At 63.1% G+C, this 22,948-nt stretch carries 18 protein-coding genes; 4 read left to right on the top strand and 14 right to left on the bottom strand.

Annotated features, from left to right (window positions below; translation table 11 throughout):
• Nucleotides 1-12: 12 nt before the first annotated feature.
• The 5 genes from IRI77_RS18420 to IRI77_RS18400 form a co-directional block, all read right to left on the bottom strand.
• Nucleotides 13-741: a M48 family metalloprotease gene (locus IRI77_RS18420; RefSeq protein WP_194453492.1), complete on the bottom strand. Its 729-nt coding sequence runs from the start codon at nt 739-741 to the stop codon at nt 13-15.
• Nucleotides 742-896: 155 nt separating this feature from the next.
• Nucleotides 897-1,295, bottom strand: a complete 399-nt coding sequence (locus IRI77_RS18415) for a carboxymuconolactone decarboxylase family protein (protein ID WP_194453491.1) — start codon at nt 1,293-1,295, stop codon at nt 897-899.
• A gap of 9 nt (nt 1,296-1,304) precedes the next feature.
• Nucleotides 1,305-2,117, bottom strand: a complete 813-nt coding sequence (locus IRI77_RS18410) for a hypothetical protein (protein WP_194453490.1) — start codon at nt 2,115-2,117, stop codon at nt 1,305-1,307.
• Between the two features lie 212 nt (nt 2,118-2,329).
• Nucleotides 2,330-3,679, bottom strand: coding sequence for a Gfo/Idh/MocA family protein (locus IRI77_RS18405; protein WP_194453489.1), 1,350 nt, complete (start codon nt 3,677-3,679; stop codon nt 2,330-2,332).
• A gap of 128 nt (nt 3,680-3,807) precedes the next feature.
• Nucleotides 3,808-4,908, bottom strand: coding sequence for a PEP-CTERM sorting domain-containing protein (locus tag IRI77_RS18400; protein WP_194453488.1), 1,101 nt, complete (start codon nt 4,906-4,908; stop codon nt 3,808-3,810).
• 322 nt (nt 4,909-5,230) lie between these two features.
• On the opposite strand from IRI77_RS18400, the gene IRI77_RS18395 reads away from it, so the two are divergent.
• Nucleotides 5,231-5,929, top strand: a complete 699-nt coding sequence (locus IRI77_RS18395; protein ID WP_194453487.1) for an ankyrin repeat domain-containing protein — start codon at nt 5,231-5,233, stop codon at nt 5,927-5,929.
• A 17-nt stretch (nt 5,930-5,946) separates the two neighbouring features.
• Here IRI77_RS18395 and IRI77_RS18390 read toward each other — a convergent pair whose 3' ends face one another.
• The 3 genes from IRI77_RS18390 to IRI77_RS18380 form a co-directional block, all read right to left on the bottom strand.
• Entirely contained in the window at nt 5,947-8,502 is a 2,556-nt protein-coding gene (locus IRI77_RS18390) for an ADOP family duplicated permease (protein ID WP_194453486.1), read from the bottom strand.
• Between the two features lie 87 nt (nt 8,503-8,589).
• Nucleotides 8,590-11,250 carry an ABC transporter permease gene (locus tag IRI77_RS18385; protein WP_194453485.1) on the bottom strand — a complete coding sequence of 887 codons (2,661 nt, stop codon included), beginning with the start codon at nt 11,248-11,250 and terminating at the stop codon, nt 8,590-8,592.
• Nucleotides 11,247-11,585: a PadR family transcriptional regulator gene (locus IRI77_RS18380; RefSeq protein ID WP_194453484.1), complete on the bottom strand. Its 339-nt coding sequence runs from the start codon at nt 11,583-11,585 to the stop codon at nt 11,247-11,249. Before IRI77_RS18380 ends, IRI77_RS18385 begins: the two co-directional genes overlap by 4 nt.
• Before the next feature lie 220 nt (nt 11,586-11,805).
• Here IRI77_RS18380 and IRI77_RS18375 point away from each other — a divergent pair, with 220 nt between their 5' ends.
• Both IRI77_RS18375 and IRI77_RS18370 read left to right on the top strand, forming a co-directional pair.
• Complete coding sequence (locus IRI77_RS18375; protein ID WP_194453483.1) at nt 11,806-14,295, top strand: glycosyltransferase; 2,490 nt, start codon at nt 11,806-11,808, stop codon at nt 14,293-14,295.
• Nucleotides 14,268-15,092 (top strand): TylF/MycF/NovP-related O-methyltransferase, encoded by an 825-nt coding sequence (locus IRI77_RS18370; protein ID WP_194453482.1) that lies wholly within the window; start codon nt 14,268-14,270, stop codon nt 15,090-15,092. The genes IRI77_RS18375 and IRI77_RS18370 overlap by 28 nt, the downstream gene beginning before the upstream one ends.
• Here IRI77_RS18370 and IRI77_RS18365 read toward each other — a convergent pair.
• Nucleotides 15,074-15,805 (bottom strand): class I SAM-dependent methyltransferase, encoded by a 732-nt coding sequence (locus IRI77_RS18365; RefSeq protein ID WP_194453481.1) that lies wholly within the window; start codon nt 15,803-15,805, stop codon nt 15,074-15,076. The genes IRI77_RS18370 and IRI77_RS18365 overlap by 19 nt on opposite strands.
• Between IRI77_RS18365 and IRI77_RS18360 the strand changes: the two genes are divergently transcribed.
• Entirely contained in the window at nt 15,804-16,574 is a 771-nt protein-coding gene (locus tag IRI77_RS18360) for a CmcI family methyltransferase (protein ID WP_194453480.1), read from the top strand. The two genes, IRI77_RS18365 and IRI77_RS18360, sit on opposite strands and share 2 nt — an antisense overlap.
• Before the next feature lie 275 nt (nt 16,575-16,849).
• Here IRI77_RS18360 and IRI77_RS18355 read toward each other — a convergent pair whose 3' ends face one another.
• The 5 genes from IRI77_RS18355 to IRI77_RS18335 form a co-directional block, all read right to left on the bottom strand.
• A complete protein-coding gene (locus tag IRI77_RS18355; RefSeq protein WP_194453479.1) occupies nt 16,850-17,110 on the bottom strand; it encodes a DUF6429 family protein in 261 nt (86 codons plus the stop codon).
• A 365-nt stretch (nt 17,111-17,475) separates the two neighbouring features.
• Nucleotides 17,476-18,207, bottom strand: a complete 732-nt coding sequence (locus IRI77_RS18350) for a hypothetical protein (protein WP_194453478.1) — start codon at nt 18,205-18,207, stop codon at nt 17,476-17,478.
• Nucleotides 18,204-21,347: an HsdM family class I SAM-dependent methyltransferase gene (locus IRI77_RS18345; RefSeq protein WP_194453477.1), complete on the bottom strand. Its 3,144-nt coding sequence runs from the start codon at nt 21,345-21,347 to the stop codon at nt 18,204-18,206. The genes IRI77_RS18350 and IRI77_RS18345 overlap by 4 nt, the downstream gene beginning before the upstream one ends.
• A gap of 3 nt (nt 21,348-21,350) precedes the next feature.
• Entirely contained in the window at nt 21,351-21,980 is a 630-nt protein-coding gene (lexA, locus tag IRI77_RS18340; protein WP_194453476.1) for a transcriptional repressor LexA, read from the bottom strand.
• A gap of 326 nt (nt 21,981-22,306) precedes the next feature.
• On the bottom strand, nt 22,307-22,897 hold the full coding sequence (locus IRI77_RS18335; RefSeq protein WP_228486803.1) for a GNAT family N-acetyltransferase: 591 nt from the start codon (nt 22,895-22,897) through the stop codon (nt 22,307-22,309).
• Nucleotides 22,898-22,948: the final 51 nt, after the last annotated feature.

The raw sequence follows: 22,948 nt of genomic DNA, 5'->3' as shown, positions 1-22,948 counted from the left end.
GCTTCGCCGGCTCTACGGCTGCTTCGCCCGCACCAATGAGGGTGCCCGCCGTGCCGGACTCTGCGCCTCAACGAATCGCCGAATCTCCGCTCGCGCGGCTTCGACCTCCACGCTGTCCTGCCGTGCGGGAGACGCGGCCGTCTCCAATGCTCGCAGCGCCGCCAGCCGCTCTTCCTGCTCCCCACGTTGAGCATCCGTGGCGGCCGAGTCCACCCTCCGCTGCACGGAGCTCGTGACCGCCCGTGGATCAAACCCGGCCGCTTCCAGAGCCTTCCAGGCCAACGCATCAGCGTCCTGTTCCTGCTTCTTCAGGGCCGCCGCAAACCCGATAGGAACGCTCTGCCGGCCCCGGCAGTCGCTGGTCCATCCGCCCAGCATCACCAGCGGAATCGCGGGGCTCCCTTCCGGGGCAGCCACCGGCATCCGGTGCAGCACCTCATGCGCGACCGCATGCGCCACCACCGCCGCGAATTCGCTCTCGTTACGAGAGGCAGCCAGCAGGCGGGCAGGGAAGAACACAAATCCGCCAGGCAGGGCCGCCGGTTCCTGGGCCGCTGGACACGCGGGCATCTCCGCCACCGTGAACTCCCACGATGGCTGGGGACCCGGCATCTGCGCCGCCAGCATCCGGCCCACGCGGTCTACATAACTTCGCACGGCTTCGTTTTCGAGGGCGACCGTCTCGCCACGCAATTGCCGCGCGTACTCCCGGCCCATCGCCGTCTGGCGAGCACGGGCCATGTCTGCAACAGATCCCGCCGGCGCCTGCGCGAACAGCACTCCGCCGGCAATCATCAAGACTCCAAACGGGCGTAGGACCATCGCCAGCCGGCCTCCAGCCTGAATCGACGCACCAACTCCGCCGCCGGTTCCGCCCAACACAGGGGAACCCCGATTCAGGACCGCCGGAACTGCTCGTCCACCGGAACCCGGTACCCATTCGCCAGCCGGTTCGTCTTGTTCGCCAGCGACGCCACGGCCAGCACCTCGCCCAGCATCTCCTCGGTCATACCCTTCGCCCGCGCTCCGGCTGTATGGGAGTACGTGCAATACTCGCAGCCGTTGGTGGCGCTGACGGCGACGTAGATCATCTCCTTCACCAGGGGATCCAGCGCGCCGGGCGCCATCACGGCCTTCACTTCTTCCCACACCTGCCGGAGCGTGGCCGGATGGTTCGCCAGGGCCTTCCAGAAATTGTTGACGCTGTCCACCTTGCGGGTGGTCATGATGTCATCAAAGACGGCCCTGACTTCCGCGGACGCATCCGCGTATTCGATCAATGAAACAACGGACATGCCCCTAGTCTAATCGCGCCAGCGCAGTTCGCCGCGGCCGTCCAGGTCCATGCGGATCTCTTTGACGCGATCGCGCCGGTTGGTCTCGAGGTACATCAGGCCGGCAAATCCGTTACCGGTCATGCGAGCCACCACGCGGTCACCTTCCATGCGGACGATGCGTCCATTCAGAGCCAGCCGGCCGCGCCGGTCGGAGTCGAACGACACGAACACGTTTCCGCCCCGTGCGATGTTCACATCGCAGTTATACACACGGTTCCGGCCGCCCCCGCCATCGGCAAAGTAGCCGTCGCCGCGCCCGCGATACCGCAGGTCGTTGTTCCACGAAAAGTCGTCCCGGTCATAGCGGCGGTCGTCCCGGCGGTCGATGTCACGATCGCCCCCATCCCAGAACCCGCGGCCCCGGCCACGGTTGTCATAGTCGCCCCCCCGCCATTCCAGGTCAAACGTATAGCCTTCCCGTCCACCCTTCCGATCGACGATCCGGACCACCGCCGGCCGTCCCCGGCCCGGCTGCTGCACCAGGCTCACATCGCCTCGCCCGTCGATCCCGCGGAAGCGGAAATCATACGGATTGCTCGGCAGCGGTGCGTTGCACTCCAGCCTGCGCCAGTGCGCGGGCGATCCGGAAAGCGTGCGCAAAATGCCGGTGTCGCCCGACACAGCGATCTCCGCCGCCTGATCGACTTCCACCTCAATGGTGCATTTGCCATGATCCCCGCCCCCACGCATCGAGGCGCGTCTGGTCTCTTCCCATCGGCCCCATCCCGGGAGCGCTACAACCGCCATCATCGCGGGAACCAACCACTTTGCCGATTTCATATGGGCCTCCTTACCGGACACCCCGAAAGATGTGTGCCGGACGAAACGCGTTTCCAAAATCGGCAAAGGCGTTTAGGCTCACCTGTTCCGAAAAGGTCCTGGCCGGGACCTCACCAGTCAGCGGCGAAGGCAAAACGAAAGCGGCCCGTTCCTCAACACCTTGGGAGTGTCTGCGGAACGGGCCGTCTCGTGTCAGCGGAAAAACTACAGGCTTAGGCGAACTTCCAGCCCTTGCGGAACTTCGGCTTCAGATACTGGTTCGCTTCGGGGTGGCTGGTGATGCGGCCCTTCTTGGCGTCCCACTCCAGCTTGCCTTCCACGCGCATGGCGATGGTGCCCAGCAGCATCCATTCCACGAACGGGCCGGCCACGCTGAAGTTCGAGCACGCCGGAGCGCCGCCCTTACAGGCGCGGAGCCAGTCGCGATAGTGGCCGGGCGACCGCGTCAGCAGCGGAGGCGGCATCGTATAATCCTTCATCTTGGCATCGGGCAGCAGACGAGTACGCTCGCCATAGCAACCCGTCGTCACAATGCCCTTCTCACCGATGAACACGCTGCCGTTGATATCCTTGTCGCCCAATAGTTCTCCTTCAGGCACACCCGGAATCTTGGGCTGCTCCTTCAGGCTGTCGTACCAGAACAGCTTCAGGGCCGGCATCGTGCCGCGAGCAGGGAAGTCGAAGCGGATCACGGCCTGGTGCGGGAAGGTGTACTTGTTGGCGCCTTCCTTCTTGATGCACTCCACGCTGGTGGGCGCGGTCAGCATCAACGCCATGTTGGGAGTACCCAGGATGTGGCAGGCCATGTCGCCGATGGCGCCGCACCCGAAGTCGGGGAACGCGCGCCAGTTGTGCGGGACATAGGCGGGGCTGTAAGGACGGGGTTCCGCATCCGCCAGCCAGGCATCCCAGTCGAGCGTCGAGGGCACCGCCTCTTCCTTCGGCGCCACTTCCGGACCCTGCGGCCAATAGTGGCCCGGCCGGTCTGTGAACGCGTGCACTTCCGTCACGCCGCCGATGTCGCCGTTCCAGATGATCTCCGCGCACTGCCGCGCGCCCAGGTTGGAGTAACCCTGGTTGCCCATCTGCGTCGCTACGCCATACTTCGCGGCCGCCGCCGTCACCTGCTGCGCTTCCCATACGGTGCGCACCAGCGGCTTCTGGCAGTAGACGTGCTTCCCGCGCGTCATCGCCCACATCGACGCACTGGCGTGCACGTGGTCCGGGCACGACACCAGCACCGCGTCGATGTTCTTCTCTTCCTTGTCGAACATGCGCCGGAAGTCTTTGTACTTCGGCACGTTCGGATACTGCTGGAAGGTCTGCGCGGCGCGTTTGTCGTCGGGGTCGGCAAAGGCCACAATGTTCTCGGTGTTGCAGCCCGCGATGTCGCTGCGGCCCTTGCCGCCGGCACCGATGGCGGCGATGTTCAGTTTCTCGTTCGGGGACTTGAAACCGGCCCTCGACAGGGAGGCTGTGCTGCCAAAGCCAGCGGCGGGCACGGCTCCAGCGAGTAAGGATCCATAGAAGAAATGACGTCTTGAGAATTCGCGCTCGGACATTTTGTTACTCCTGGGAACAATTAGATCTATGCTATCTCAGGTCACCCAGTCATGGTAGTCGAGCGCCGCGCAAACTTCTATGGGGCGGTAGGCCGCGCGCGGTCTCCTGTCTCCGGCGCGGCCTGTGGTCACTTTCTGCGCAGACGGGCGGCAAAGATCAGCATCAGGCCCGAGCCAAGCAGCAGCAGCGTGCCCGGCTCAGGAGCCGTGAAGAAGCCGCCTGTGGTGTAGTAGTCCGGGTCGTCGAATGCGTTCGTGGCATCGAGATGGATGTGGTACTGCCCGCCACCCAGGAACACATCGGCGATCAGGAAGACGTTGGGGTTGAATGGGTTCGGGCTCGTCAACGTGAAGTTGCCCTGGCCCTGTTCCAGCGTGTAGAGGTTCGCGCCATCCTGCACGGCCAGATCCGCGCCCGCGGTGTAGAGGAAGGTCATCCCCGTGTCGGTGAACTGGTCGCCGCCCACTGGAACAAACTCGCCCGTGCCGGTGATATAGCCGAATTGCGCCGTAATGCTGGAACTGAAGAAGGAGGAGGCGGCATTCAGATAGGTGTCGTCCGGCGTCCAGAGGAATCCGTTCGGATCCCCTACGTAGACACCCAGGTCGGCCATCATGAAGGAGTTCTTCTGCTCCGCACTGGCAAGCCCCAGCGACTTTTTCAACGTCGTGATATCGCTGGGCGTGAAGTTGCGGCTGTCCGCCTTGCGCTGCGGCGTGGTGACCTTGCCGCCCTCGGTCATCTTGCTGGGCGGGTTGTCCTTGTTATGCTTCAGGCCGAACTTGTGGCCCGCTTCATGCGCCGCGCTTTCTCCAATCGCCGTGGCCAGCTCATCACCGGTGAAGCCGTTGTTCTTGAACTCTCCTTCGTGGACCACCCCCGGTTTGCCCGGCTGGCCCGCGTCTCCGTACTCCTTGCCTTGATTCTTTCCGGGCGCCCTGCCGCCGTTGATGATGATCTCGGCATCGCCTCCGGAACCCTCCTCCACCTTCACCTTGCCACCGCCCAGCGCGGTGTCGTACTCCTCCTGGATTTTCTTGATGACAATCGCCTTCTGGGCGGGGGTCAGGCCGCTCTTCTGGGCCTTTCCCTTGACGTTGTCACTCTCCGTGTAATTGTCAGTGGAATCAAAGTTGACCTTGATCTTTTTCTGCGCGCTGGCAACCGTTGCCGCCAGCAGCAACAGAGCCAGGACGCAAAGTGGACGGATACGAGCAAACGCGATCATAGGTACCCCCTTATAGAGCCATCGCGCTGTTCGAGCCTGGATACAGGCCGCGTGATGCGGCCATGTGACATACCCCAACCGTGATTTTCCGCAGGCTGCTCCTCACAGGCCACGAATCATGATTGCGGTGTACGGATTTTGGAGAGAGTATACACCCGCCCGCGCTCTTTTCAACCTCTTTCTGCGGCCCTTATTTTCGCCAGCCTGGCGCCGGACAGCGAATCCTGCCCACCTCAAGATCCGCCTCAACCGCCGCAGGTTTGTTGGATGGGCTTCTTCTGGTGCCGGCCGGGCCGCCCGCACAGTCGGTTATCCTGTCCCCATGCTGCAGCGCATCGCCGACGGCCGCACGGACCTGGTGTTTGAGCATGTCGCCGCGGGCAACTCACCCGCATCCCTGGCGGATGGGCATTCCCTCCTGCAGTGGTGTGCCTACTACGGCGACGTCAGCGCCATCCGCTTTCTCCTCGCGAATGGCGAGCCCCTTGCCTCGCTCGGCGACAACTTCGACCTGAATGGCGCCGCCTTTCACGGTCACTGGCGGCTCTGCGAATACCTCATCGAGAACGGAGCCGACGTCAATCAGGCACTGCCGGAGACGGGTGAAACCCCGCTGCATGCCGCCCTCTCGAAGTCCAACCGCTGGAAATACACGCCAGTTGTGAAACTCCTGCTGGCGCGCGGTGCTGATCCGAGCCGCACGACAATCCCGGGCCGCGAAACCGGCGGCTTCATGCGGGACTGCCGGACCAAAGGGGAAACAGCCCTGCACCGTGCGGCCGCCTTCGGCAACGAGGAGGACATCCGCAGCCTGCTGGGCGCCGGCGCCAAGGTCGACGCCTTGGACGCCAACGGAGATTCGCCCCTGTCCTGGGCGAGTTGGTACCTGCGGCCCGGCGCCGTGCTGGGGCTCCTATGCTACGGCCCCTATCGAATCCGCGCGGAACGCACGAAGGACACGACCTGCGAGCCGGCTACCGGCTCAATGGAACGGGATCTGCTCGGCCGCCCGCACTATTGATCCCAGCCGGGCCGAGCTCACTCATGCCGCAGCGCCACCTGCGGATCCACGCGCGTCGCCCGCCACGCCGGCGGGTAGCACGCCAGCAGCCCGATGATCAGGAAGCCCACCGAGTCCACTGCCAGGCTCAACCAGTCGATGCCGTTCATTCCGTACAGCACCCCGCGCGCCGAATAAGAGCCCCCTGCCGCCAGCACGCCCCCGGCCACCAGCCCGCCCAGGATCGGCCGCACGCTCTCCTTCAGGATCAGTTGCAGCACATCGCTCCTCTGGGCGCCCATCGCCATCCGGATCCCCACCTCTCGCGTGCGCAGCACCACGATGTAACTCACCGTGCTCCAGATCCCCAACAGCGCCAACAGCAGCGCAACCAGCCCGATGGAGGAAGCGATCAGCGCGGTCAGGGCCGCCACGATGAACGGGGCCGTCTGGTGCTGCAACTGTGCCAGGGTCGAGCAGTCCGCCATCAGGTTCGGGTCCACGGAAGCCAGCAGGGCATCGATCGCGCGGACCAACTGTTCCGGATCCGTCCGCGTCCGCACCAGAATTGGATAATTCCTGAGCTCGTCGGCTGGAAGAGAAAGGTAGATGCGTTGCGAGTCGGTCGGATGGAACTCCACCGCCCGCGTGTCGCGCACCACGCCCAGCACCGTATACGCTGGGCCATCCGCCACCATGTCGTTCAATTCGTGACGGCGGTCATCCACCGGGCCAGGACGCAGGCTGCGGCCCACCGGGTTCTGGCCGGGCCATAGTGCCGCTGCGGCGGACTCGCTCAACACCACCCCGCGCGAGCCATGCTGCGGGAAGCTGCCGCCGCGCTGGAAGGGGATCGCCAGCGTTTCAAAGTAGTTCGGCTCGACCCGCGTGTAGTGCAGCACAGACTGGGTCGGAGCGGCCTCCAGCGTGGCGGCAATCGTCCGCGAGCCGGCGTCGACAGGCGGCCGCGCGCTCGTGACGCCCCCTACACCCGGCAGCGCGGCCAGCCGCGTGCGCAACTCCTCAATGAGATTTCGTTTCTGCGGAGCCGAGTACTTCAAGGTCTCGGGGAACTGCACGGACAGCGCGAGAACCTGCTGGGTCTCATACCCGGTGTCGATCGAGACGGAGCGGACGGAGCTCCGGATCGCCGTGTTGGCGGCCGCGACCAGGACCAGTGATAACGCGACCTGCGCGATCACGAGCGCATCCTGCAGGCGGCGGCTCCGCGCTGAGGCCGTTCCGCCTCGCGAACCCGAGCTGAGGCTGAAGCGCGAACCCTCCATGGCCGGCGCCAACCCGGACAGCAGCCCCGCTATCAGCGAAATCGCGCAAACAAAGGCAAAGATCTCCAGATCCGGGGCGACGTCGAACACCAGCCCGCCGTATTCGCCAGGCACCGCGTTGGCCATCATCGCCGCTGCCTGGTGGAGCATCGCCTGCGTCAGCAGCAGCGCCAGCGCGCCCGCCAGCACCCCGATCAGGGCGCTCTCCGTGATCAACTGGCGCACCAGCCGCGATCTGCTCGCGCCCAGCGACAGGCGCGTCCGCATCTCGTTCTCCCGCGCCCGCGAACGGGCCAACTGCAGGCTCCCCACGTTGGCGCTGGCCACCACCAGCACCATGCCGGCCGCCGCCAGTACGAGGATGGTCGCCAGCATCAACCCGCCATACTCCGTCAGCGGCAGCGGAAACGGAGAGCCCGGCCAGACGAGCGCGCTTGCTTGTTTCGACCAGGCCGAACGCGGAGCATGCAACGAACGGAGGTGTTCGGCGGCGGCGTTCACTTCGGCCCGCGCCCCGGCTGCGCTTACGCCCGGCGCCAGTCGTCCGAATAGCCGGTAGGGCTGCTCTTCCCGATTGCGCAGCCACTGCGGGTCGCCATGCACCAGCGGCTCGGCGCTCAGCGGCAGCCAGAAGGCGGGCGCCCCCACGCCCGTGCCCACGAAATTATGCGGCGTGATGCCGCTGATCGTGAAGGCTGCCCCGTTGAGGTAGATGGTCTTTCCAATGGCCGCCACATCTCCGCCGAACCGTCTCTGCCAGTAGTTCTCGCTCAGCAGCACCGGTGGAGCCGCGGCCAGTTCGGCCGGCCCCATCGCCTCGAACCCTCGCCCCTGAATCATGCTGACGCCCAGGACGCGGAAGTAATTCTCGGAAACCATGAAAACCGAGGCCGTCTCGGCGCTCCCGACGCCCTGCCGCAGCAGTCCGAGCTGCCCTAACGCGCCCCCCGGACTGGGCGCCCGCTCCTTCCGGACGCCGCTCACCGCCGAATACACCAGTTGCGCCGGCCGGAACGCGATCAGGCCGTTGAAGCAGTGCAGCGAGTCCCGCAGTACCTCGTAATCGGGGTAGCTGAAGGAGTATTGCGGCGCGGCAGAGTCCCGCTTCAACCCCAGGTTCACCATCTCTTCGGGCGCATGGGCGTCCAGCGGCCGCGCCACCATCGCCTTGTACCCCGTAAAGACCGCCGTACTCACTCCAATGCCCGCGGCCAGCACAAGAATGGTGACGAGGGTGGTGCCGGGCGAGCGCCGCAGCATCCGGAAGCCGTACCGCACATCGTGGAGGATCGTTTCAGGTAAGGTCATGGCGTGGTTCCCGTCAAGTCAGCAAGACGGAGCCGGAGCCCGTTTATTGCAGCGGATCCCCAAAAAACCGGCCGGCTTGGTAAGCCGTTAATCTGCTCGCAGCGACTTCACCGGATCGATCCGCGCCGCTCTCCACGCCGGAAACGCCGCGGCCAGCACAGCCACGCTCAGCACGAGTGCCGTGACCAGGGCGAAGGTCAGCGAGTCAGTGGCCGCCACCCCATAAAGCAATGTGCCCAGGAAGCGGGTAAGCGCGATCGCCGTGAGGATTCCGCCCAGGACGCCGTACAGCGAGACTCTCAGCCCTTGTGCCAGGATCATCGAAACAATCTGTCCTCGGGTGGCGCCGATGGCCACACGCAAACCGATCTCGTAGGTCCGCTGGCTCACCCAATAGGACATCAGGCCGTAGATGCCCACTGCGGCCAGCACAATGGCCGCGCCCGCGAAACTGAGGAAGACCTGCATCATCGAACGGAAGTCCGATATCGATCCCGAGACCATCTCTTCCAGGACGTGAACCTGGCCCACGGGCACATTGGGGTCCAGGGCCACCGCCAGTTGGCGGAGCTCGGATCGCGTCCGGCCATCATTCGTGTCCACCTTGGCCACCAGCGTCATCGCCGCCGGCAGCTTGCCGTCCTCCGTCACCGCCTGTGGGTAGGGCAGGTAGATCGCCCCGTGGACCCAATCTGGAAGCCCCTTGCTCAGCGTCGCGTGACGCACATCGCCCACAACGCCCACCACCGTGTACCACTGCTTGCCGCCCGCCGGCCTGATGTGCTTGCCAATGGCGTGGTCCGCTGGCCAGAAATGTTGCGCCGCGCCCGCGGAAAGGACCGCCACACCCGCGGAATTCGCGCCGTCAGACTGCATCAGATAGCGCCCGGCCAGCAGCGGGACGCGCATCAGCTCCAGATAACCAGCGCTCGCAGCCCCCAGCAGAAGCATGTCCGAGGGATGATCGCTCGTGTTGGGTTGACCGTCCACGACAACAGGAATCGTGGGGAGTTGCCCATCCAGGGGGACCGAATTGGCAATAGCCGCTTCCCTCACCCCGGCCACTTCGCCCGACCGCTGCAGCAGTTGGTCGTACAGCGCAACGCACAACGCTCGTTGCGCGCATAAGGACTCATTGGGGCTGATCTGCACCGTCAGTACCCGCCCCGGATCAAACCCCGGTTTCACCTCCGACAGCTTGTAGAGGCTCCGCATCATGAGCCCGGCACTCACCAGCAGCACGAGCGTCAGCGCGACTTCGCCTGCGATGATCACGCCTCTCATCCGCGTCCAGAAGCCCGAGGTGGAACGCTGGCTCCCCGTCTTGATCGTCTCCGTGACGTTGACTTCGTAGGCGCTCAAGGCGGGGGCGATGCCTGACGCCAGGCCCGTCACCAGCGCCAGCGCACTGATGGCGGCCACGATTGGCCAATCGATCACCGCCTCTGCCAACCCCGGCAGCGACGCCGGCAGCAATGCCTTGAAGACACTCAGTCCGCCCGCGCCCACCAGGATCCCCAGCGCCGCGCCTGTTAGTGCCAGTCCGACACTCTCGGTGAGCAACTGCCGGACGATCCGCCCGCGGCTGGCGCCCAAAGCGGCCCGCAGCGCCATCTCCTTGCGGCGTGTCGTTGCCCGCGCCAGCAGCAGGCTGGCCACATTGGCGCAGGCGATCAGCAACACGAGCCCCACGGCCGAAAGCAGAATGATCAGCTTGCCGCGAACATTGCCGATGATGTCCTGCTGCAGCGGGATGGCTGTCGAATCGGCATTCCAGTCGCGCGCCATGGCGAACGGAAACACGCCTCTCAGTTCAGAGACCAGCCTCCGGACCTCTCCTTGGGCCTGGCTGATCGTGGCGCCCGGGCGCAGGCGCGCCACTAGCGGCATGTATTCCGTGCCCCAGTACTCCACGAAGTTCGTGGAATCCAGCCGCATGGGGATCCATAGCTGGACGCGGGTGGAAGGGTAGCTGAATCCCGCCGGCATGATGCCCACAATCTCGCGGTCGACGCCGTTCAATCGGATCATCCGGCCCACCGTCGATGGGTCGCCTCCAAACAGGCTCTTCCAGAGGGAGTGGCTCAGGATGACGACGTTGTCCCGCCCCGGTGACTCCTCTTCCGCCTGGAAGTTTCTCCCCCTGGCAACCGATGCCCCCAGCACGGAAAGAAAATTCGGAGAAGCGCTGCTGCCCGTCACCCGGATCGCCGGCCCCTGGCCCGCGAGGTTGAGCTCCGACCCGATGCTGACCGCCGCAATCTGCATGGCCCGCGACCGCTCCCGAAACATGGGCACTGCCGCGCGAGGATACGTTCCCGTGATCCGAACCAGCTCTTCCGGTTGGGCGTACGGCAATGGGCGAACCAGCAGTGCATTCACCAGGCTGAACATGGCCGTATTTCCGCCGATGCCGAGCGCCAGCGAGACCACGGAAATCACCGTAAACACCGGTGTGCGCGCGTACATGCGGACCGCATACCGCAAGTCCTGCACGAATCGCTCGAGACCCATGAAGCTCCACATGCCGCGGCATTCCTCCTTCGCCAATGTGAGATTCCCAAGCTGCCGGCGGCTCTGGTCCCAGGCCGATCTCTGGTCCAGCCCGGCCCCGTGAAGCTCCGACTGTATCTGGGCCAGATGAAATGAGATCTCTTCCTGCAATTCATCCTCAAGCCGGTCGCGCCGCCATCGAAACAACAGCCGGTTCCAGGCGCGGGTGAGCAGTGTCTGGAAGGAGCCGTTCATGCCATGTTCAGGACTTTCTGGATCGCCTCAATCACGCGCGAGAACTCTTCGCGCTCCGCCGCGAGTTGCTTCTTGCCCGCGGCCGTCAATGAGTAAAATCGCGCCCTGCGATTGTTCTCCGACGCGCCCCACTCCGCCTTCACCCAGCCATTCAGCAGCAGCCGCTGCAACGCCGGATAGAGCGAGCTTTCGCCCACTTGCAGGACATCGTCGGATACACGCTTCAGGCGCGAAGCAATTCCATAACCATGCATTTCACCCGGCACCAGCGCCCTCAGGATCAGCAGGTCGAGGGTCCCGGGCAGGAGCTCGGAGGGTTTCTTTGTCGTTCCCATCGTCTATCGATGGAGGATAATGGGCTTGCCTTGCGATGTCAAGCAACATTCTCCATCCGGCGGGCAATGCAGCTCCATCTCTGGACTGAGAGCCGCCCCGTCTCCTCCTCTGAAATACCTTCTATTCCATATGGCAGAATCCGAGATTCTTAACTTGGATTTACTGCTTCTCCCAAATCGAGCCGGTTATTCCCACGCGCGCGCTACACTGGGGCCAGGGATGACGGATCTGAAGATTCTGCCGGCGCAGGCTGCTCCGACTCCGAGGTCGTTGTGGATCGAGCTCACGTCCAAGTGCGCCCTCGACTGCGTATTCTGCTCACGAAAACTGCGGCGCGGCGCCGGTCAGCATCTGCCCTTTCCCGTGTTCGAGAGGCTGCTGCGGTCCCTGGTGGATCCGCGCCGTCTGATGCTCAATTATTCCGGGGAATCCACTCATTACCCTGACCTGATTCCCGCAATTCAACTGGCTCGTTCCACCGGTGCGTATGTCGAATTGGTTTCGGTTCTCACGCCGCTTTCTGAGGAAATGCTGCCCCGCCTGGCAGCCAGCGGCTTGAACCGGTTGACCGTCTCCGTCCACGCGACCGATCCAGCGCTTTACTTCGGGATCTACCGCTACGGCTCCTTTGCCGCCTTGCGTTCCCGGCTCGAGCGCTTCCTCGCCATCTGCAGTGGGTTGCCCAACCCGCCCATCGTCGACCTGGCCTTCGTGGCCATGGATCGCAACCTCGCCGAACTCACCGCCGTCGCCGAACTGGCCCATGACCTGGGTCTGCGCGACGTCATGGTCTTCCCCATCCAGCGCCGCGATCCCATTCCTGAGACGTTCACCGTTGAACTGGATCCCTCCGGCATCGCGAAGCCAGGTTTCCGCGCCCGCCTCGACCAGCAGTTGGCAGCCACGCAAAGGGCACGGCCGGAGATCAGCCTGACGCTTTGCAATCCACTTCCCGGGGGTGATCCGCCGCGCCTCGGACAGGTCCCCATCTCTTATCCCTGGCCGTTGCCCGCCGGCGGGGCGATCCATAGCTGCGAACAGAATCCCTGGGACACGGCGCACGTGCTGGCCAACGGAGACGTGGTCGCCTGCGAGGTGTTGGACCGGAAGTCCCTGGGCAATCTGCTCACCCAGGACATCGCGGAGATCTGGAATGGTCCGCTCTACCGCGAGTTTCGCGCCCGTTACCTGCGCGCGGAAGGGGCCGAGTGCCGGAATTGCGCGTGGAAGACGGCCTACCGCCCTTCGGAATGGCACTCCGCGATTCACGCCGAACGCGGCGGCAGCGCGCAACTCGTCCACGGCTGGCACGATCCGGAAGGCCAGGAGCATATCTGGTCCACCCAGCGCGCTTCGGCCGTCCTCGCGCCGCTCCGTTCCTCGCAGTCCTTCCATGTGTCCGGTCTGCTTCCGCCGGGCCGCGACGGCCAGCCGAATGAACTGGCGATCCAGTGCAACGGCCGGCCGGTCGGCGTCGTCTCGAATCCGTATGACGAGATCATGCCGTTTGGCCTGGACTTCTCTCCTGTCCAGCCCGGCCTCGGTCCCTGGGTGCTCGATTTCCGTACCACCCAGATCTACCGGCCCAGCGAACACGCAGCGGGCAGCGATCAGCGCGACCTCGGGTTCGCCATGGTCCTGCTCGCCTCCAAGCCGCATCTCGACCCCGACCTCTATCGCAGGTCCCGTCAATTTCTGGCCCCCGTGGAAGAATGGATTCACCGCGTGGACCGGTTTGCGCAGCTGGCAGCCCGCGCGCTCCCAGCACGGAGGACATCCGCTCGTCTGGAAGCCCAACCCGGCCTCACCGTCGTCATTCCGGAACGCGGCAATCCCGCCGGACTCGCCGAATGCCTGCGCAGCGTCGGCATCGCAGCCTCTCTTCTCAGCGAGCCGGTGCAGGCCGTGGTGGTGGTGAACGGCACGCCGCCCGAAGCCTATGCCCAGCTTCGCTCTCAAGCTCCCGAAGCACAGTGGCTGTTTCACCGCCGGCCCCTGGGTTTCTCGCGGGCCGTCTTCGCTGGCCTGCGGGCGGCCCGGCACGCCTGGGTCTACCTCCTCAACAGCGATGCGATCCTGGAGCCCGAGGCGCTCGCCGCCGCCGCTGCCCACCGCGATGCCAACACCTTCGCCATCGCCTCGCAGATCATCCTCGGCGACGCCACCCGGTTCCGCGAAGAGACCAATTGGTGCGACATCAGCGACGACAATGGCCTGGTGGCCCTGGCTGACCGCATTCCCCACTCCGCCGCCACCGTGGAAGGGTTCTACGCCGGCGGAGGCGCCTCTCTCTTCCAGCGGCGCGTCCTCCTCGATCTGCTCGACTTCGAGTCCTACCCGGACTTTTATTGGGAAGACGTCGAATGGGGCTGGCGCGCCCGCAAGCTCGGCTACCGCATCCTGTTCAGTCCCGATTCCATCGTCCATCACGAGCAGGGCGTCACCGTGAAGCGCTACTTCACCCGCGACCAGATCGAGGCGATGTGGCTGCGCAACCAGGCTCTATTCCAGTTGAGAAACTGGGTGACTGCGGGCACACTCGAAGGCGTCCTGGACCTGCTGGCTCGCGCGCCGGAAGACGTGGCGCGGAGCTTCACCAGCCCGCGCATGAAGTGGCGGATTGCCCGCGGACGATGGTGGAGCCATCGCACCGCTCTCTCCGACGAGGAGGTTCTGGGTTCGTGGAGACGCTATATCTCGACCTGTTGAAGAAAAGCCTCCTGGGCGAGTTGTACTGGGAGAACGAGGCTCGCATCCTCTATCTGCGGGAGAGCGCGCAAGGCCTGCGCCCATACGACTGGCACACCGAGCTCCGCATCGAAGAGCGCATGCCCGAGTTCTGCCGCACCTTTCGCGAACTGGCCTCGGTGGGCCGCTTTCTCGACGATCGCGTCGAAAACCTCGGTTATCAGCACACCATGGTGGGCCGCTTGCGCCTGTCCAATGTCGAGCAGTGCCTGGAGCAGATCCTCCGGGACCAGACGCCCGGCGATCTCATGGAGTGCGGCGTCTGGCAGGGCGGCGTCCCCATCTTCCTGCGCGGCTTCCTGCGCGCCCATGGCATCACCAGCCGCCACGTCTGGGCCGCCGATTCCTTCGCCGGAGTGCCCGCTTCCCGCCTGCCGCAGGACGAAGACGAGGACCTCAGCGCGGACCGCTTTCCCAACCTGGCCATCTCGCTCGCCCGCGTTAAGGACCACTTTGCCCGCTATGGCCTCCTGGACGGCCAGGTTCATTTCCTGGAAGGCCTGTTCAGCGAGACGTTGCCCACGGCGCCCATCCACACGCTGGCGCTGCTCCGCATCGACGCCGATCTCTACGAATCCACCCGCGACGTCCTCACGTTCCTCTATCCGAAGGTCGCTCGCGGCGGCTTTGTCATTGTCGACGACTACGGCTGCATCCCCGGCTGCCGTTTGGCTGTCGAGGAGTATCTGGCCCGGCACGGGCTCAGCCCGAAAGTGCACACAATCGATTGGACCGGTATCTATTGGCAGAAAGACTGAATCGTGGACCGTGCATGAGGCGCCAGTTGGAGGAACTGCCCGCTGTGCGCCTGGAAGTGCGCCCAGTCCAGGTCGGCAAAGCGCCGCAGCACCTGCTCGTCGGGTGCGGGCGGATGCGCACGCCCACTGCCGAAACCGCGGATCAGGGTAAGGCCCGTGGGTGCCGCCGGAATCGTCACGATGCGCAGTTCGGGCCGGTGGGTATGCAGCCAGGCCACGGCCTTCCACACGTCGCCCGTATGGAACTCCGTGCGCCGAATCCGCTCCGACGTCTCTGCGTTCAGCGGGATGGTGTCGTGCAAAGCGATGATGGTGTCCGGGCCCGCGTACCGCTCCAGCCCGTGAATATCCCTCATCACCTGTTCAAAGAGGTGCAGGCCATCAATGAACGCCAGGTCGATCGGCCTCTCCGCGCAGAGCCCCTCCAGCAGGGACCTCCGGAAGAACTCATCGCTGGTCATGCGGAAGACGTGCATAGGCCCGGGAACCTCCTGCGCAATCTCCGCGGCCGGGTCGACACCCACGGCCACTTCCGCGTGGGCAGCCAGGCGCAGCGAGTCTCCGCAATGCACCCCGATCTCCACATACACTCGCGGCTTCACGATCTCGTGCAGCCATTGCAAAGCCTGGCGGTAGTCCGGTCCGGGGAACCGTTCCGCCGCCTCGGCATCGTGCCGCTCCATCTCTTCGCGGCTCCATCGGGAGGAATTCATGCTCATCACAATTGATACGGAAGCCGCGGTGCTCACCGTCACTGAAGGCGGGCATCAGGCCACGCATCCCCTGTACAGCCCGGATGCCTTTCATCTATTGTCGCGCGAGTGGTTGAAACTCGGCTGGAATCTCGGCCATTGGACCACCTTCTCCTGGATGGGGCGGCAATTCCTGCAATTGCCGGACGACATGTTGCGCCTGGCTGAGGCGATCTGGCGGCTCCGGCCCGCTGTGATCGTGGAGACGGGCATCTATGACGGTGGCAGCACCCTCTGGTTCGCCTCGCTCTGCCGGCTGATGGGGCACGGCCGCGTGATCTCCGTGGAATCCGAGATCCGGCCGCCCGTGCGCCAGGCGATCGAAGAACACGCCGCCGGGCTCGTCACTTTGGTGGAAGGCGATTCCAGCGCCCCTGCCACCGCTGCCGCTGTGCGCTCGCTGGTGCCGCCCGGAGAGACCGCCTTCGTCTTCCTGGACAGCGACCATCGAAAACAGCACGTCGCCGCCGAACTGCGGAACTTCGCGCCGCTGGTCACGGGCGGCTCCTACGTCGTCGTCGCCGACAGCAACATGCCGGAACTGGCCCATCTGCCGGATGGAGACAAATCCTGGGAGTTCGACAATCCCGGCGCCGCGGTGGCTGATTTCCTCGTGGATCACCCGGAGTTCCAGCGTGAACGCTTCGTCCCTGCCTTTGGAGAGCCCGTCGACTTCTCCGGCCTCAGCTACTTCGGCAACACCTGGCTGCGGCGCGCGGCCGAAGCGTAACAGTCTGTGGCGGAAGTCCCGCAAGCCGCGCGGCAAGGGCTTGCGAGCCCAGGGCGCGAAGAGCCGGCCGAACTAGGGCCGGCCACTCGGAGGCCGGCTCGACACTGCCATGGGCCGCAACCCCTTGTCGCCCTTTGGGTTCGCTCCGGCGCCGGCCCTCCGCCCAGAAATTGGCGGCTCTCTTCAGAGAGGCTTCGAGATTGCACTTAAGCTGCCATTCTTGCACTGGCGGCGGTGCGAACGCGGCTGCGCGACTTCCGCCACAGGCTGTCAGTTCAGTCGGCCCCCGCCTTCTGCGTCGTCTTCGCAAAATACCGCTCGAAGAGGGCACGCGACAATGCCGCTGCCTCTGGAGTCAGGACCACCGATTTCGCCTTGCCTCTCGGGTTCGAAATGTACCCCTTGGCGTGCAGGCGGTCCATGACAGCCCAGTCGTGGGACTTCCAAGTGGAAGCGCCCCATTCATCCTCGTCGTGAATCGTCAGGCTCAACAACGCCAGCACTGCCTCGTCGACCTTATCCTGGTCGTAATCCATGCGCCGCGCTCCTCTCAGCGTGATTTTGGCAAACCCGCACGGCCCATTCAACCCGCGACCCATTCAGCGCGGGCCGCCGCTGGGACCAAGGCTTTGGCGTGGAGTCCCGGCTTCCTACTGGACCTCAGCTTGCCGCAAGGCCCCATGAGCGCCAACTTTAACGTAAAGAGCGCTAGAGAGCATCTTCCTGCCGACGCGCGAGCGCCCCCGTGCCTGACCAATCTCCGAGTGGCAATACGCCCGGTCCAGGCCAGAAGCACTTCCGCGAGTAGGGCGTTATACGGCCACTTGGATTAGGCACCGCCCAGGGGAAGTGAACCGAACCATCCTCGGCCCGACGCTCTGCGAGGTGGACCTGTCCAAACTCAGGAGCAATCATGCCAGGAGTGAAAAATGCGAATCGCGCAAGCAGCGCCCCGGCCATCAGGCCAAGAGAAGAGCCGCTGGTGCAACGTGGCCTGAAGTACAACACTTTCCTTGGCCGTGCCCGAGGCGCCAACGACTACAGGTGCCGTCGGAGAGCCGAGACCGTCATGCCGACTATCGGACGCAAGTGCGGGCGCAAGATCCGTGCCTATGTTGCGTCGGCCGCGAACATATGCAACGAGCATACCTTCCTGCATAGCCCAAGCATAGTCGCCATTGACGAACCGCTTAATTCCGCCATCGCAATAGTGCTTGCCTATGGGATGATCATCGTCTACCGGCTTGCATTCCGCGAAAAGGCCATCGTGAGATGGCAAGACCGGAAGAGACTCGCGTTCCAAGAGGAATAAAACCAGGTCAGGCTTCTTTGCCGGATGCGTACCGTCGTAATTGGTAACTTCCGGCGCCCGGATGACATTTCTAATGCGGCGACGGTCGAACCCAGCAACTTCCCGGCTACGGAGCAGTCTATTCTCGAGTATCCAATGCAGTTGCCTCGTGATTTCGTCTTCTTTGGCCTGAGCGAGGCCGAAGCCCATAGGCGGCTTCGCGCGAAGTAACTCAAATGCCTTTACAAGTGCCCGATGTGTGGTGAGAATGACGCGCAGCGGGATCTGGGGGTGCGGCAGCTCGTAGTCCGGAATTGCAGTGAAGAAGCCGAATACACTCATTGCGCAGGGAGAGGAAAAGCATCCAAATGGTGCCGCTCGATGTTCAGGCTGCACAGTCGCGCCCGGCTCCGAGTCCAAAACCTGCGCTGATTGACGATTCCGACGAGGAGCCCGCCGTTCGGCACTCGAAGCACAATTCGGCTCGCTCCAGTCTTGCCAGCTTCGACCATCAAGCGCTTCAGTAGTTTCTGGGTGTCGCCCAATTTGTCGCCGGCGAGAATCACGGACACGAACCTCCAAGGCGGATACCACTCGCCCGCGCCGAGCACCCGGACGGCGCATTTTTGGTCCGCGACCTGGAACAGCGGTTGCAGCATGTCCTCCAGATAACCGCGGAACACTTCTAGGTCGTCGGGGCCAGCCGGCAGCTCTGCGGGTTGACGAATAGAGCGATATGGGCCGCAGAAAGCAACGGTGTCCCGTACGACGGTGGCATCATGTTCATCAAGTCCATAGAGTCTGAAGATGAAATCATCAATTTCGTCCCAGGGCTTTGTGACTCGCGTTTCCAAAGCCTGGGCAAGCTCAATTGTGCGACGCTTATCCGCGTCGGAAAGCCGAGTTGGATCGGGGAATGGGAATGCCTCTACGTCTTCTTTAAGTATTGTTCGGAAGCTCGCTCCTTGGCGTGAGCTCCTCATCAAGCAAAAATGCTGATACAGGCTACTGTGTAAGGCGAGGTAAAGGGCGGATGCAATTACCTGCCCATCAGGGGACGTGGCTGCTGAGAAACCATAGTTGCTTTTTGAAAATGCGAGCGCAGCTAGCCTTGATACAAACGCCTTGGGTTGCTCCCTCGATTCGTGCGGAGTCTGTGGAACAATGACAAGCGGGGCGGCGTACAATCGCTCATTGCGAGGGAAATGAGCGGTCTCCCGTTTGTGTACTTCCCGCCAGGTGGTTAGCTCCTCTGGCCGGATAGAAAAACCACTCTCGGGGACTTCGAAATCAGGGAGATTAAACAGATGGTCAGCTGGCCGCTGTTCTAACCCCGGCGACAAGTTGTACCCCTCGCCAGAGTACAATCCGTTGGCTGTCCAGAAATCGCGTACAGACCTCTGAGTGAGTCTGTCAACTATGTCGACGTCGAGTACCGTGCCCACTGCGAGTGCCTTAAACATCCATGGCTTTTCAATAACGGCCTGCACAGCCAGAGATTCTGCGGCTTGGTAGTCGAGCCGAAACTGGCCGCGACTGCTAAGACGGTTTTCACGAACTGGCGTTGCAAAATGAAAACGGTGGTCTGGCCGCGGGAGAGTGTTCCGAGCGAACAGGAGGATGAACGGCAGGTCCATCTTGGGCCATACTGGCGTCTTCTCCAGATCCGAGCCGTTTAGGATTCCGGTCACCGCCAGTCCGAGCATGATGGCATCACGAGCAGCTTTGCCTTTGGCGCTTTGCTTAAGGATGACGCGGCCCGGCAACGCCATCGCGATGATGCCTCCCTGTTTCGACCATTCGGTCGCACGCCACAGAAACGGCAGGTCGGGGTTGTTGTCCGGGTTTGTGTAGCCACTGGCGACCGCTTCAAGGCCACGCGCGGCGAGAGCGCGACGCGTCAAAGCGGTGAATGCAGCATTGGTCTCAGCGACCCGCTTCTTATCTTCTGTCCTGGCCTTCGCGTCCTTAGCCGTGGCTCGCAAGCGAGTCCAGGGAGGGTTCGTCACTACGATATCGAAGAAATTGTTGAAAGCCACCGGCACCTCGGGACCAAGGCTGCCCATCGCAAATCCGTGCTGTTGCTCCAATTCATGGCGGCCAAAATTGAACAATACTTCATCTCGCAGTGGCCGTGGAAACTTGAGACTGCGCGGCGGCCGCTGTGTGGAATTCAGTTCGATCGCGGATATGTAGAGCGCCAGAGCGGTCAATCTTAGGGCAGACTCACTTACCTCAAAGCCCCGAAGTTGCTTGTAGAGGATCCTCTGGATCGTGCGTGTGTCCGGTCTAGCGCCCTGTTTCTCCCAATTCCTCCGGACAAGTTGGCGGAAAGCAAGAACGAGAAACACGCCGGCACCACATGCCGGGTCGAGCACAACTGCATCAGCCGGCTGTTCTAGCCCTGCGAACGCCTCTTCCACCAGGATCCTGGCGAGGTGTCTCGGGGTGTAATACACACTAGTTTCTTCTGCATGCTCCTCATCCCACTGGTGGCTGAATGTTTCATAGACCTGGCTGAGGACGCCAATTGGAATGTGGGCAAAGTCAAAGTCGTCCCAATCCAACGCAGTCTGAAACTGAGTGCCGCCAACGTGCTTCCAGCCTTGAAGAATTGCCTCCAAGTGCCTGAACAGTTGTTGACCTGTTGCCACGCCTGCATCGCGATAGAAACGTAGGTATATGCGGAGTCGCTCCTCCGAACTGGTCTCTGGCGTCAACCCCTGGACCAACGGAAGAAGGTCGCCGTTAAACGTCTCATCGAGCCAGCAGGAGGTGGCGGCCGCATTCTCCGCATTCGAAAAGGCGTCCTTCAAGCCGTCGGCTCCGGGGGAGATCTCGGCAACTTCTGAGGGTAAGACGATGCGGCGGTCGATCAAGAAGCGAAAAAACAGCGCGCGGCCTGTCGTGGAGAGCACTTCCAAACCACGCATCGGGCCGGCCTTATCCTTTCCCCCAGCAAGTTGCGTGGACGCCGCGGTGAGGAGTCCGTAGATACTCTCGTACACGTAGTCTGCTTGATCTGGACGTCCCGGCAGATCGAAGGTCCCCGTCGCGAGGCTTTGGAAGAATGCCGGCGCATCCGGGTCGGATATCTGAATCGTCTTGAAATTCGCTTCAGTCAGAGCCTTGCGATCAAGATTGATGGGATAAACGTCGAGTGACCCGGGCCTCACTACGCCCAGGCAGGCATGTTCGCTGCGGTTCGCGAGCAGTGTTTGCAGTCCTTGAACCTGCGCGACTTGCAGCGGCGATTTGCCTGCTTCACCGGCGTCGTCGACCAGATACAGTAGCGGTCGGCCCTGAAACTCCGCTACTGCATCTGGCAGCAGGAGAGCACCGGTTTTGGCGGGCACCAGGTCCAAGTACTCCAACTGAGATGCGTTAACCTCGGAGTCCAGCAGGATCAGTTCTGGACACCCCAACGCGTTCGCGAGCCTTTTCAGGCGACCGACCTTCGGGGAGGTGTGAGTGTCTGGCATGGGTCAGACCTTCCTAACAACCCCGACCAACGCACCCAGCACCCGCGCTCGCTCAGCGGCGGCGGGGGGAACCTCAATATCGCGGAACATCGGGTTCTCTGCTTTTAAAAGAAGTCCTTCCGGCCGACGATACACGTGCTTGAGCGTTGCCTCATCCTCAATCAGAATAGCCGCAATCGCTCCATCTTTCACCTCCTTCATCGAATCAAGAACCGCGATGTCTCCGTCGAGGATGCCGACTCCCTCCATGCTGGTTCCGCGTACGCGGAGCGCGAAAAGGCCGCCTCCGTGGAACATGCCGGCCGGTAGAGTGAGCAGTGCTTCAGTGTCTTCGTGCGCAAGAACGGGATGCCCAGCGGGAATCCTGCCAAGCAGTGGCACGCGGGCCGAATCCTGATCACCCGCACCCTCGGGTCGGACCACCACCAGTCCACGGGAACGTCCCGGAACACGGTGGATGAAGCCCTTCTTTTCGATAAGGCGAAAATGCTCACGCGCGGAGTTTAAGCTTTTGAAACCGAAGTGCGTCGCCGTTTCCTGGATTGTCGGGACCATGCCCGTGTCCCGCTGTCGATCCTTCACGAACGCTAGCACTTGCATCTGCCGAGCTGTCAAAGTCGCTGAACGGATCATGGCACGAAACTGATACTGTCAAAATTTACAGTATATGAATTTTGTCGAAGAATCAATAGCCTGCAAACGCACGGGAGGTCGCGCGGCCAAGTCGACATGGCCGGGTCAACGATTGAAAGCATCTGGCTACGTAGTCCCCAACACGGAGAAGCGCCGACCCAGATCAGGAACGGGAAGTCGGTTCGCTTGAGCCGGTTCCGAGCGGATCACGCGCCACTCGTACATAGTCCCGCAACATCGGATGTGGTCCAGAAGTTCGGCCTGGAGAGGATGCCGGCGCGCCAACAGGAATCGTCATCCCGGCTCAGCATCCACAGATCGTTAAGTTAGCGCTTATGCCGCAAGGCCCCCCGCCGTGCCCGCCACTCCTCCGCCCGGATCGCCCATATCTCAGTTGGCAACCGCCCGCTGACATAGTCCCGGTCTTCCACCGCCACCACCCGCATCCCGCTCTTTTCCGAAATCCGCCGCGACGCTGTATTCGCGATCGCTTTGGGTACTCGCAGCACCGGGAATCCCAAGACGTCGAACCAGTAGTCGGTGACCACCTCCACGGCTTCCGTCATCAGGCCCTGCCCCTGCCAGGGCACGCCCAGCCAGAACCCGCGATTGTTCTCCTCGCCGCGCATCAGGCAGATGCTGCCGATAAGTTGCTCCGGATCCGTCTTCAACCGCAGCGACCAATGCCATTCGTCGCCACGCGCCATGGCCGGCAAAGCCCGATCGCGGTAGTGAACCAGCGCTCCGTCCTCGGGATACGGCCAGGGCACAACGTTGGCCAGATAACGCACCACCGCCCACTGTGGAAACAGCACTTGTACCTGGGCCGCATCCCGCAGTTCCAGGGGCCGCAACGCAAGACGCGGCGTTTCGAGGCAGGGGATGGCGCCCATGCCATATTTTAACAATCGACCCATCTTGCGAATCGCCTGCGGCCCTTAATCTTGCCGCGTTGGTCCATAATCAAC

It is taken from the genome of Paludibaculum fermentans (genome assembly GCF_015277775.1).
Taxonomy (GTDB): domain Bacteria; phylum Acidobacteriota; class Terriglobia; order Bryobacterales; family Bryobacteraceae; genus Paludibaculum; species Paludibaculum fermentans.
This window is presented reverse-complemented; position numbering and strand designations above follow the sequence as displayed.